Origin of the sequence: Halobacteriovorax sp. (assembly GCF_048381875.1) — a bacterium.
Lineage (GTDB): Bacteria > Bdellovibrionota > Bacteriovoracia > Bacteriovoracales > Bacteriovoracaceae > Halobacteriovorax_A > Halobacteriovorax_A vibrionivorans.
This window is the reverse complement of the sequence record NZ_JBLXBP010000002.1, coordinates 458,034-471,155: the sequence shown is the minus strand read 5'-3', so window position 1 is coordinate 471,155 and position 13,122 is coordinate 458,034. Positions and strand designations below refer to the sequence as shown.

Annotated in this window: 9 protein-coding genes; 4 read left to right on the top strand and 5 right to left on the bottom strand. The window is 37.2% G+C overall.

Features of this window, described 5'->3' with window-relative positions; all coding sequences use genetic code 11:
• Positions 1–314: 314 nt before the first annotated feature.
• From ACN5L8_RS06490 to ruvX, 5 genes are all read right to left on the bottom strand, one after another.
• Complete coding sequence (locus ACN5L8_RS06490) at positions 315–3,941, bottom strand: hypothetical protein (RefSeq protein WP_419172652.1); 3,627 nt, start codon at positions 3,939–3,941, stop codon at positions 315–317.
• 140 nt (positions 3,942–4,081) lie between these two features.
• The gene (locus ACN5L8_RS06485) at positions 4,082–5,635 is read right to left on the bottom strand and encodes a hypothetical protein (protein ID WP_419172651.1); all 1,554 of its coding nucleotides are present in this window, start codon (positions 5,633–5,635) and stop codon (positions 4,082–4,084) included.
• A 128-nt stretch (positions 5,636–5,763) separates the two neighbouring features.
• Complete coding sequence (locus ACN5L8_RS06480) at positions 5,764–6,861, bottom strand: FliG C-terminal domain-containing protein (protein WP_115361524.1); 1,098 nt, start codon at positions 6,859–6,861, stop codon at positions 5,764–5,766.
• 13 nt (positions 6,862–6,874) lie between these two features.
• Positions 6,875–7,930, bottom strand: a complete 1,056-nt coding sequence (mltG, locus tag ACN5L8_RS06475; protein WP_115361521.1) for an endolytic transglycosylase MltG — start codon at positions 7,928–7,930, stop codon at positions 6,875–6,877.
• A 33-nt stretch (positions 7,931–7,963) separates the two neighbouring features.
• Positions 7,964–8,422: a Holliday junction resolvase RuvX gene (ruvX, locus tag ACN5L8_RS06470; RefSeq protein WP_115361519.1), complete on the bottom strand. Its 459-nt coding sequence runs from the start codon at positions 8,420–8,422 to the stop codon at positions 7,964–7,966.
• A 213-nt stretch (positions 8,423–8,635) separates the two neighbouring features.
• Between ruvX and rho the strand changes: the two genes are divergently transcribed.
• The 4 genes from rho to murA are packed head-to-tail and all read left to right on the top strand — an operon-like array spanning position 8,636 to position 13,114.
• On the top strand, positions 8,636–9,883 hold the full coding sequence (rho, locus tag ACN5L8_RS06465; protein WP_115361517.1) for a transcription termination factor Rho: 1,248 nt from the start codon (positions 8,636–8,638) through the stop codon (positions 9,881–9,883).
• Positions 9,884–9,910: 27 nt separating this feature from the next.
• Positions 9,911–10,975 (top strand): peptide chain release factor 1, encoded by a 1,065-nt coding sequence (gene prfA, locus ACN5L8_RS06460; protein ID WP_115362293.1) that lies wholly within the window; start codon positions 9,911–9,913, stop codon positions 10,973–10,975.
• Positions 10,976–10,986: 11 nt separating this feature from the next.
• Positions 10,987–11,871 carry a HemK/PrmC family methyltransferase gene (locus tag ACN5L8_RS06455; protein WP_334678912.1) on the top strand — a complete coding sequence of 295 codons (885 nt, stop codon included), beginning with the start codon at positions 10,987–10,989 and terminating at the stop codon, positions 11,869–11,871.
• Positions 11,864–13,114: a UDP-N-acetylglucosamine 1-carboxyvinyltransferase gene (murA, locus tag ACN5L8_RS06450; RefSeq protein WP_115361513.1), complete on the top strand. Its 1,251-nt coding sequence runs from the start codon at positions 11,864–11,866 to the stop codon at positions 13,112–13,114. Before ACN5L8_RS06455 ends, murA begins: the two co-directional genes overlap by 8 nt.
• Positions 13,115–13,122 lie beyond the last annotated feature (8 nt).

Genomic DNA, 13,122 nt, shown 5'->3' with positions numbered 1-13,122 from the left:
GTAAAACAAGCAAAGATTTTCTAATTGCCTTCCTATTAATTTTACCCTTGATTTTATTTAGCTCAAAAGTAATTTTTATTATGGGCAATAGTTGCTTTTAATTTATATTAAATAGTTGCCTCAAAACCTCTGTCTTTTTCCGATAAAATCTAGTGAGACAAAAGCTTTGGCTGTCTATTGTAGGCTTACATCGTCATGCGGTGGGAATTATTTAGTAAATTTTCCTTAAGCTAATGAAATCGGTAAGTTCTGCCGGATAAAAAAAGAGGACGCTGAACGCGTCCTCGCTATTTCTGCCAATTTATCATGGCATCTTAATCATAAATTTCTTCTGTTATATAATCGCGGTCTAAGCGTACAGTGCCTACTGTAGCATCGTGAATAAAGTAGTCATCAAATGATGTCGTTCCAATATCGGCTAAGCTTGTTGCACCGTTATTTGTAAAGGCAGTTCCTTGAATATACTGGCCGCCATCAAAGAAGGCATAGGCATTACTAATTAGAGAATCTGTTGAAGCACCTAAGTTGGCAAGATTTTCATCGTTTGTAATGGCACCAGGATTATCTCCGTTGACATCACCAATAAAGAGAACATTTTCATAAGAAGTGTATATCCCACTTGCAATGGAAGCACCAAAGAAGGCGCTTGATGAAGTTGAGGTCGTAACACTTTCACCAATAAATTTATTTCCTACTACTTCAACATTCTTAAATGGAAATGTTGTACTTGAAGGTAGGTAGATGTAACCGACTAGTCCTGCAGACTTACTAGCATCAATCGTATTATTTATGATGCTTATGTTTTGAAAACGAGCAGCATCTTCTCCATTATCGGAATTAAAATATCCAATAAAAGGTGAGGCGCCCTTACAGTCACTTCCAATTGGCATATTGATTTTTGTATTTGAAACAGAGATATTAAAGATTTGTGGATCTCCGTTTCCATCCCATTGATTATATGTTGAAAGTTGACCGATTAGGACACCTGATCCGTTGTAAGTTTCTGTTGAGCACTTAAAAATCACTTCCCCATCATTAATGTTTAGATTTTTTATTCTTCCGTATGTTACATGAGGAAAGATACCGTTATTGGCCATTAATGGGGTTAGAGTAGAGTAGTCATTATAAAAGTTATGGATCGTTTTTCCATTACCATCAAAATTACCTTCAAATGGAGCATCTGATGGTGAGAGTTGTAGAAATTGATCTTCCATATTTATGTCTTTCATTAGTTTCCAAGAAAACTTCGCCCCTAGGTACGAGTTTACATATACAAAGTCAGCTTTGTCGTTTATAAGAAATGGACTACTTTCTGATCCATTTACAATTGACTTTCCATTAGCATCAAACTGCATAAAGTAATTTAGAAATAGGTCTAACTTGGATTCGGCAGTTGGCGTGAAAAGAGAGTGATCTGCCAATGAGCCTGGAAATGGATCTGCAGCTAAGTCATCGTATGTATATTGATATTGGTTAGAGTCATCTCCATAGTAAAGTAGTGTCTCACTTAGTGGTGACGTCGCTAAGTAATTTGAAAAAATTATATCAGATAGATTTAAAGAATTAGTAACATTCGCTTGAGTTAAATCATTTACAAACCCTATAAGATAAGGTTTTTCATTTCCGCCGGTGAAGATTTGCGAAATATCTCCATAGAACCCATTTGAAAAGAAACCTAAATTTGTTGTTTTAAAAAGACCAACTAGGGAACCTGCTGCAGATGTTGTGATATGACCATTAGTCGATGTGATTTTCCCTTTATTAGATGAACTATCAATACTAAAGTTCTCAAAACCACTTGTGCCATCAATTGTACCAATGATGCCACCGACTCCTTCATTGGCACTAGCTCCACTTGCTCCTATGATCTCCCCTCGGTTTGTAGTGGCCATAAAGTAGAGGCTTGTTGAATTATCTAGTTTTGCAGAACCTATGAGACCACCAGAACTACCACCAGCTTGAACATTGGTATTATTCATTGTGGTATAAATTGAAGCTGTTTCTGTAGAGCTATAATAGAGGTGTCCAATAATACCACCTGCGTTTTTAAGTGTCGTATTGATATTTCCTGTAGATATTGAGCCTCGTATATCGAGCTTATTAGGATTATAAACTTTTCCAATAAGTCCACCAGCAGCTTGTTGAGCTGCGTACGCTAAGTTACTTGATATATTATTGTGAATATTATTATCGGATAGATGTAATTCTCCCATTTGAGAAGCTGCCATCGATTCATGGTGTCCAATTAGTCCTCCAATTATAGATGGCTGCTTATCTAAGAATGTATTTGTGAATGAAAACTGATTTGACCATGTATCTATTGAAGTTTTATTTTCTGTATAGCCAATTAGTCCACCAACTACTTGTTGTGTATTTGGGGAATTAACTTCTATATTGATGTCACCTTCAATACGATCAAGTCGAAAAGTTCTAGTTTTAACATCATCAGTACTTCCTGATGTTGCTGCTCCAATTAGTGCTCCTACGTAGTAGCTATCTGTAGCTGTAGAGTTTTCACATTTTAATTTAAAATTATTAAATGAGATTCTTTCAAAGTCAGCTTCAACGTTAACCTCTGAGCCTGCTCCCGTGTAGTAGGCTTGATTAAATAGAGCACCACAACTTTCTCCTTTACTTGTTCCGTCAGGGATACTTGAAGGAGATGAATTAGTCATATGGCCATTTAAGGTAACTCGATAAAACTCTGATTTATCTTTGAGCTGCTTTGCTATTACTGGTCCATTTGTAATTGAACTCACATCGACATTTAAGTGTTCAATACCTGCTGAATAATCAGCAACATTACTTCCAAAGGTGTAAAATAAGCTACCAGGAAGGCCTTTGATATGGGGGACGTTTGCCTCAGACATCCAAATATCTCCTTCGATATATCCAGAGAAGTGAGTCGAAGATGCTGTATCAGGAGGAGTACCTCCAAAATCTAAAGTTTGTCCAATAATAAACTCTTTATCACTATAACTCGTGATTGCATTAAATTGAGCCACTGTACAAATCACATTGAAGTTTCTATCGATAGCCGCTCCATTTGCAAAAGGAGTGGCAGATAGTGCGCCTGGAAAATTACAAGAATTAATTCCTATCATAAAGTCTAATCCAGCATCACTTTTTTTGATTTTAAAATACTTATCATTAGGTATATCAGCAGGTCTTGGTGGACGTCGTGTAACGGAGTCTCCACCAACAGGACATCCAGGTAATCGATACGCTGTGACTTCTATTGGAGTTTTATATCCGGCCTCACCTTGAACAATATCAGATATATCTGAAACTCTATATTGAAAATATTCTTCGTTTTCTGTTCCTGGAGCATAGACATTAACACATTCTGAAGTAAGAGAGAGTGCGTTGTTTAAGTTTCCGTCCGCATCAATACTTAGGTATTTAACTTTTAGAGACCTCGCAATACTTCCTGCTTCGCCACAACTATCTCTTTCTCCAAGTCCCGGTACTTTGACAACACCATGGCATGCTTCAATATTAAAATCGTTATTTGTTGTACCGTCATAGATATTGAGGTTTGTTAAACTTGCACAAGTAGCTTGTGTCATGTTTAGCTGCATTGGAGTTTCATTTTGATCAACGACAGAGGTTATTTGACTACAGTATTTAGTTCCCTTCATCTTTGTTGGAGTTGCTCCATCATGCCAACCAATGGCCTTGACATCGTATGTACCAAAAGGAAGTTCGATATCAATAGTTGAAGGAGATGTTGGGTCAAGTGCGAGTTGAAAACTTTGATTAGAATCGAGATTCTTTCCAATAATTAAAACTCCACCATCAAATGTGTTACTGAGATCTCCAACTAAGAAAGATGATTTTGAAATCGTCACAGTTGTATTAGATGCTTTCTTTGCACAAGATGTAAAAAGAAGAGTTGAAAGAAAAACTAATCCTAAAGCTTTAATGAATTTACGGTGCATACGTTCCCCAAAACATTACTATCCAATACTCTTATCGGTTAATTTAATTTTAATGTTAAGTAGTGAACGCTCTAAATATTATCTAATATTAGCTACTTGTAATTCGAACACTTCTCGATTTTGGCATAATTATGGGCCAATTAAGGTCCGAAATTATAGGGGAGTGTTACAGTCGTGACATCACCACCACTTTCTAGATGGATGTTTACGTTACCAGTTGCCGAAGCCGTTACAGCAGAGGCATCTAGCTCCACTCGACAAGGAGAACCATTCGTACAGTTTGAATAAATTACGACAGGAACGACTGTTTCACCAATATTATCAGTAATATTAACTCCTGTAATATTTAACTGAGAGTCGGCCATATTGGTAAGATTAATGAAATTACTAGTCTGATCAGTATTATTAAGACTTCCAAGTGCTCCTTGGGCCTGAGTATAATTAAGTCCCCAAATCGGATCAAAGACAATAGTGAAAGACTTATTTTCAGAGTAATTGGTACTATTAACAGTGTAATTAGCAACGATATTAAATGTGATTTGACTTCCCATCGCAAAGTGTGGATAAGTCGTACCATCTAATATGATTTGGCCATTGGTAGAATCAAATGAAAAATAACCAGACTCTATCATAGTTGAGGCTGCAGGACATACTTGAGGTGTTGAGACACTTGTCGATGTGTAGTCACATGTATATGAAATAGTACCATCACCGTAATTATCGTCATTGTAAGGGCCATTAATATCAACGACTTCGTATAAATTTCTAACTATTGAATTAGTAGGTAGGCCAGTTATTGCAAATGGTGATAACGGCATTTTGTAGATAAACTTTGTACCATCACTCCAGTGCCTCGGTAGTCCACTTGCAGCGTCTACTTCACCAATGCTGTTAATTGTGGTAACCGCATTGTTAAAGCCTTTAGAGCAATCCATCGTATTATCAACAGTGTCTTCATATCCTTCCATTCGAATCGGTAGGTGAAACCCACCTGTTAATCTAAATGGAAGTGTAATCCCTGTGGCAGCAAGATCAATATCTAATTTTGCATAGTCTGCCCCGTCGATCAAATTACTATTGGCAGCACTATAACATTCGTTCATTTCACTGGTGAATCGTGCTTGAGTTAGAATTGAATGCTTATCAATAGGTCCTTCATAGAAAGGTATTCCAAATTTAAGAGATAGATTAGTATTATTATATCTAAGGTAGTTACCAGAATCACAAGTTTCAGTTTCACAAATTGAAGTATACTTTACAGTTTGTAATCCATCGATAAATGCTCCACATGGATGTCCTGGATCGACAACTAAATTTGCGTCTGTATCAACTTGGCTAAGATTAAAATTAAGGGTGCTTTGATCTGGGAAAGAAACATTGTTCACAACTGAGCAGTAGAGATTTCCTTTCATCGTTTCACCTGGTGTGGCACCATCCCAACCAAGAATCATAATTTTCCAAATACCGTTATCAAATGTGTGATCAAAAGATGCTGAATTAAGTGGAACAGTATAAAGGAGAGGTGGCTTGTCGCTTGGTCCACCAACTGCGATCATTACAGCACCATTTTCAAATAGTCCTGCCACTTGTGAGAATGAGCCTTGTAGTTTTACTGCTACATTTGAAGTTTTAGCTCCACATGAAGTGAAGGCCAAAAGTAAGATCAAAATTAAAAAGTTTAGATACTTTTTCATAGCTATGTCTCACAAATTAATACTAATATTCATCGTCTTAACTAATAATAAACTTTAGTTAGTCTATTTTAAAAAGTTACGTGATTTCAGTTCTTTATGTACTTGGGGAAGTCTAGTTATGCCAACATTTAGACGTATTTCACAAAAGACTTAGGACTTAGGACAAATGAGCCATCTTTTTCTTTTTCACGAATGAATTTTCGAAGCTCATCTTGGGCCTTATTAATTGCCGAGGCCGGCTTTGGTTGGTCGTACTTTTCAAGGAATTCTTCACGAACACCATCTGTTACTTCAGATAATAATTCGTTAATAAGCTCTTTTGAAGACATGCGAAGGGCACATGCCATTAGATCTAAACTAAATTCTAAGAAGAACTCGCGTTTCATATCAATTGTCATATAGCGAAGACGATCAATGTCTTCAACGGATTCATTGATATTGGCCGCAAGCTGTGGATTTTTACTGTAAATAACAGCGAGTTGCTTTTCATAGTCATCAGGATTTAATCCGTTAAAAAATTTGGTATCAAATCCTTTAAGCTTATTTTGTCTCTTCTTAACTAGAGATCCAATAGAGTCATAGGTTACAGACTCAAGTGTTTGAGTAAATTCAAGTCCAATGCGTAAGAGGTGATTTTGTAATCCTTCTCCCTTTACATGGTAGCGATTAACAGAGGCGACTTTGGCCTCATGCTTTGTTGGAAGTTCTTGGTCTGTGATTGATCGAATATAAATCTTTGTCCCAAGTTGGTACTTATCTTTCTTTTTAGCATCAATGACAAAGGCCAGTCCTCTAAGAGAGATATCGATAATAATATCATTAATAATCTCTTCACTATCTTCAAGAGTGTAAGAGATATTCTTATAGTCAGGGTACTTGTAATTGAAGCGCTCGACACTTCGACGGTCACGACAACGTATTTCACTTGGCGTTTTAAATGAGATACCACCATTTTCTAATTTAAAAATATCTTTTTTAAAAATTAAGTCACCAGCTGGATAGTGGAAGAAGATTGGTGATAAAGGCGCAATACGAGTGTAGAGAGGAGCTGTTTCAGCAGTAAGCTTAATTGAGCACTTCTCACTTGTTACACCAGTGAACTTTGCTTGATAATCTTCTCTGACATCGTCATTGCTTTGCCAGAAGTTGATTGTAACACCTTCTTCGTAAAGGGAAGTAAGCCTCTTTAAAATATAATCTTGATCAAATGATGACCATAACTTCATCTATACTTCCTTACTATTGTTTCTTATTTAAATCACGCCAGCTTCGCCCTTTTCTATTTGCGCGATTCTTTTGCCAGAAGTTTACGGCCTCTCGATGTTGCTTATACGTCTCAGAAAAAACGTGAGTTCCATCATTTTTAGAAACAAAGTATAGATAGCGATGAGTCTTTGGATTAAGTGCCGCTTTTAGGGCCGCATAACCTGGATTAGCAATTGGCCCGACAGGAAGGCCTGAGATTTTATAAGTATTATAAGGAGTTTTCTGTCTTAAGTGTTTCTTTCTAATATTTCCGTTATAGCTTTCCCAGATTCCATAAATTGTTGTTGGATCTGATTGAAGACGCATTCTCTTTTTTAGACGATTGTGGAAAACACCAGAAATTGTAGGTCTCTCAAACTTAGCACCAGTTTCTTTTTCTACCATCGATGCAAGAGTTACAATTTGATGCTTTGTTAAATTAACTTTTGAAAAGTCTAAGTCTTTAATCTTATCTTTAAAGTTACTATACATACTTTCAATAATTGCCTTTGGTTCCATCTTCTCATGAAATTGATAAGTATCAGGATATAGATAACCTTCCATACGATTTGCAGGAATCCCAAATGCTTGTGTTAATTTCTTATCTTTAGCGGCCTTAATAAAAGCCTTTTCATCAACGATTTTTTCATCTGCTAAAACTTTGGCAATCTGAAAAAGGTTATATCCTTCAGGAATCGTGACTTTTACAGTTAAGCTTTTACCACTTATTAAAAGTTTTAGAAGTTCACTCATTGTAATCCCTTCTGGGATGACGTAGCGACCTGCTTTAAAGTCTGTTAGATGCCCTTCAAATTTCACGTAACGGTGAAATAGGCGAGGAGAATAGATCAATTTATCTTGGGCCAAACGGTAATTGATTGTACCAAATGTATCACCGCTATTTATTTGAAATTCTGTCTGTGGGCCAGAATATCCCCAATGATAAATATTGTAATAAGTGTGTGCCACTAAAAGTGTAATTGCGAACGCTGGTGCCAGCACCAAAAATATAAATAAATGTTTCTTTGTCATAACAATAGGATATCTCATTTTTGGACTTTGTGAAATTATCTTCTTTGAATTTTAACTACGGATAAAATCTTCAAGAATGATAACAGCACTTAGCTCATCAATTTTTGTTGGATCGTATTGAAAATTGAACTCTGGAGAATTTTCCATGCGCTCTTTGGCGGACTTAGTCGTAAGAGTTTCGTCTTGCTGATAGAATTTTATCGTAGGAAATTTCTCAACTAATGCGTTAAATAATGCCTTGTGCTCTTTTGTCTTGTCACTTTCGTTACCATCGACGTAGTAGGGAATTCCCATGACAATAACTTCAACCACTAGGTCTTCAATGATAGCTTCAAGCTCTTTATAAAAGTGGGCCAAACCCTTGTTAATGATACGACCTGCTCCAATTGGAAATGGCTCTCGTCCGGGACAAAAGAAGCCAAGGCCAATAACTTTTTCTCCATAATCGATGGAAAGAATATTGAGGCCTTTTAGTTCATTAAATTTTGGATAGCTTGAAAATTCATTCATATTAGGTATTTATGCGCTTTTTGCTGCTTAAAGTCAACGCCAATGTTAGCTTGACTAGCAAGGGGTGACAGTTTATGATGAATTTATCTACTAAAATCATTACCAATGAAATTAATCTACATCGTCCATGTCTAAATGGGCCGACTTACTAGAGGCAATTCTAACTAATATTCAGATATTCAAATTCATATATTTTCAGGAGTAAAACTTTTTATGCATTTAAGTGAATTGAGAGAAAAGAAAATTGAGGACTTAAACAAGCTTGCCGAAAAAGCTAAAATTGAAAACTCGGCAGGTATGAAGAAGCATGAGCTAATCTTTGCTATTCTTAAGGCCCACGCAAAAGATAAACAAGAGATTTTCGGAAACGGTGTTTTAGAAATTCTTCCAGACGGGTTCGGATTCTTAAGGTCTCCTGGATATAACTACCTACCAGGTGCCGATGATATTTACGTATCTCCAAGCCAGATTAGAAAATTCTCTCTTAAAAAAGGTGACTCTGTTGAGGGACAAATTCGTCCACCAAAAGATAATGAAAGATACTTTGCACTTCTTAAAGTAAGTACGATCAACGATCAAGATCCAAAAGCTCACAAGAAGACAGTTCTTTTCGATAACTTAACGCCTCTTTATCCTGAAAAGAAAATTAACCTTGAATATAATCCAACAAATTATTCAACTCGTATGATTGATATGTTTGTTCCTCAAGGTTTTGGACAACGTTGTCTAATCGTTGCTCCACCAAAAGCAGGTAAGACTCACTTACTTCAAGATGTTGCCAATGCAATTACTGAAAATCATCCGGAAGCCGTACTAATCGTTCTTCTAATTGATGAAAGACCAGAAGAAGTAACAGATATGAAGAGAAACGTTGATGCTGAGGTTGTATCAAGTACATTTGATGAACCAGCAAATCGTCACGTACAAGTTGCTGAGATGGTTCTTGAGAAATCAAAGCGTCTTACAGAAGCTGGAAAAGACGTTGTTATTCTACTCGATTCAATTACTCGTCTTGCCCGTGCATATAATACTGTTGTTCCACCATCTGGAAAGATTCTTTCTGGTGGGGTTGACTCAAATGCTCTACACAGACCAAAGAGATTCTTCGGTGCTGCTAGAAATATTGAAAACGGTGGATCACTTACAATCATCGCTACTGCACTTGTTGATACAGGTTCAAGAATGGATGAAGTTATCTTTGAGGAATTCAAAGGTACTGGTAACTCTGAAATTCAACTTGATAGAAAGCTTCTTGAAAAGCGTATCTTCCCAGCTCTTGATATCAATAGATCATCGACTCGTAAGGAAGACCTTCTTATGGAGCCACTAGATCTTCAAAGAACATATGTTCTAAGAAAAGTACTTCACCCAATGAGTACAATTGATGCAATGGAGTTTATGCTTCAGAGACTGACGAAGACTAAGACAAATAACGAATTCATGGAGTCTATGAATAGTTAATTGAAGTAAAAAGGATTTTAAATGAGTATGTTTGATAAGCTTGATTCAGTAGTACAACGTTTCGAAGTACTAACTGAAAAAATGGCAGACCCGACATTATATGAAAGACAAACTGAATTTAAGCAAATCTCTGAAGAGAGATCAAACTTAGAGGACGTTGTTGTTGCTTATAAGAAATATAAGCAAATAAAAGAGGATATTGCCGAAGCAAAAGAGATGCTTAAGGAAAGTGATCCTGATATGAAAGAGATGGCAAAAGAAGTTCTCGATGAGAACGAGCCATTGATTCCAGATTTAGAGGAGGAGTTAAAACTTCTTCTACTTCCAAAAGATCCTTTAGATAATAAAAACTGTATGGTTGAGATTCGTGCCGGTGCCGGAGGGGACGAGGCCTCGATTTTCTCAGCTGACGTTTTAAGAATGTACCAAAACTATGCTCGTGCACTTGGATGGAAAGTTGAAATCGAATCACTTTCTGAAAATGACGAAGGGATTAAAGAAGTTATCTTCTCAATCTCAGGGGAGAAAGTTTACTCAAAAATGAAATATGAATCAGGGGTTCACAGAGTTCAACGTGTTCCAAAGACTGAATCACAAGGTCGCGTTCACACATCAACTATCACAGTTGCAGTAATGCCAGAAACTGATGATCTTGAGTGGGAACTTGATATGAATGATGTTCGTGTTGAAGTTATGCGTGCATCTGGTTCAGGTGGACAGCACGTTAACACGACAGATTCAGCGGTTCGTATGACTCACATTCCGACGGGAATTGCGGTTTATAACCAAGATCAAAAGTCACAGCTTAAGAATAAAGAGAAGGCAAAGAAGATTCTTGCCGCTCGTATCTTCGATAAGATGCTTCAAGAGAAGAATGCTGAAGAAGCTGCGGAAAGAAAGGGACTAATTGGAACGGGAGATCGTTCTGAGAGAATTAGAACTTATAACTTTCCACAAGGGCGTCTAACAGATCACCGTATTGGTCTAACACTTTATTCTCTTGATAAGATTATTGAAGGAGATCTTGCTCCTGTTATTGATGCACTTATTGCTCATAATCAAGCAGAACTTCTTAAAGGCCAAGAGGAATAAAGGAGAGTTGTGTGAGCTTCACCACTCTCGGCGACTACATCAGCTCTTTCTATAATGAGAATAAGCAATTCTTAGAGGCGAACTACCCTGGAATAAGCTTAGGAAGATTAAAGCTAGAGCTGAAAAACTTTTGTCGTATTCTCGATTCACAATTTGATGACATCTACATTTCTGAAAATAAGGGTGTCATTGAAGAATTTCTAAAAAAAGTTAAGCAGGGAATCCCCCTCGAATATATTAGCAATCGATCATTCTTCTATCGCTCCTCATTCTACATAAATGAAAATGTTCTCATTCCACGCAGTGAAACTGAGATCATGGTGGAGTGGACGGCCGAATACATTAGAAAGAATAGATTAGATCATATAAAGATTGCGGATATTGGTACGGGAAGTGGTGCCATCGCGCTAAGTCTTGCAGGGGAGATTGGTGAAATTGATGCCGAGATCATTGCAAGTGATATTAGTGAGAAGGCTTTGGATGTTGCTCGTGCAAATAAATTCTTTCATCGCTACCGTTATCCAAAAACAGTAAAATTAAAATTTCAACAATCAGATCGTATGGAAAATATTCCAGGAGATCTGGATATCATTATTACGAACCCTCCTTATATCAAAGAAAATGCTGACTTAAGTGAAGTACATGGACAAGTTCATTCATTTGAACCTCACTTGGCCCTTTACTTAAAAGATCAGGATTACGATAATTGGTTTAAAACTTTCTTTGATCAGGCACAGAAAAAGCTTAAAAATGGCGGGCTGTTCATTATGGAAGGTAGTGAATTGCATCTGGAAAGATTAAAAGATATCTTAGGGGAATATAACTTTGGCGAACTTGAGTTAATCAAGGACTATACTGATCGCTATCGTTTTTTAAAAGGAAGAAAGAATGGATAAAATCATAGTTAAAGGCCCAGCGAGACTGTCTGGAGAGGTTGAGATATCTCCTGCTAAGAATGCATACCTACCAATTTTAGCGGCAATTCTTTTAACGGATAAGAAAGTGACTCTCACAAATCTTCCAAAGCTTCGTGACATTAATACAATGCTTAAGCTTCTTGAGATGATGGGAGTTGAATGTAATAGAGATGGTAAGAATGTTACTTTTGATGCTTCTTCACTAAGCTCACATGAGGCCACTTATGAGCTCGTAAAAACAATGCGTGCTTCTATCTTTGTTCTAGGTCCTCTTCTTTCACGCCTTGGAAAGGCAAAGGTTTCTCTTCCAGGTGGTTGTGCTATTGGGACACGTCCTATTGATATTCACTTAGACAATCTTGAGAAGATGAATGTGAAGATCGAAATGAAAAATGGTTTTGTCTTTGCTGAAACTGATCATCTAACAGGTGCACTTGTTAAGTTAAAATTCCCATCAGTAGGTGCCACTGAGAATCTTATGATGGCCGGTGTTTTTGCTGACGGACAAACTATTATTGAAAACGCAGCAATGGAGCCAGAGATTGATGATCTGGCAAATTTCCTAAACTCTCTAGGTGCAAAAGTCTCTGGGATTGGAACGTCTCGCCTTGTTATTGATGGAGTGAAGGAATTAAACGGCGGAACTTATCAAGCAATAGGTGACCGTATTGAAGCGGCAACTTATATTATTGGTGGATTAATGACTAAGTCTGAGATGACTGTAAAAAACTTTAATCCAAAACACCTTTTTAATGTTCTTGAAAACCTTCAGGGGATGGGAGCTAAGTTAGAAATTGGTGACAACTACGTTAAGACATATCCTTCATCTCTAAAAGGATCAAAAGTTATAACTGAGCCATTTCCAGGTTTCCCAACAGATGTACAAGCACAGATGGTTGCTCTTCTAACTGTTGTTGAAGGGAACTCTCTTGTGACTGAAAATATTTTTGAAAACCGTTTCATGCACGTACCTGAGTTAACACGTCTTGGTGCAAGTATCGAGCAATTAGGAAGTTCGGTCTTTATTGAAGGTGGACGTCCTCTAACGGCAGCTCCTGTGATGTGTACAGATCTAAGAGCATCAGCTGCTCTTGTTCTTGCTGCTCTTTGTGCTTATGGTGAAACGAAGATTGATCGCGTCTACCACCTACAACGTGGTTATGAAGATTTACCAGAGAAGCTTCAAAAACTCGGGGCCCATGTCGAATTAGTAAACGAATAGGGAGATAG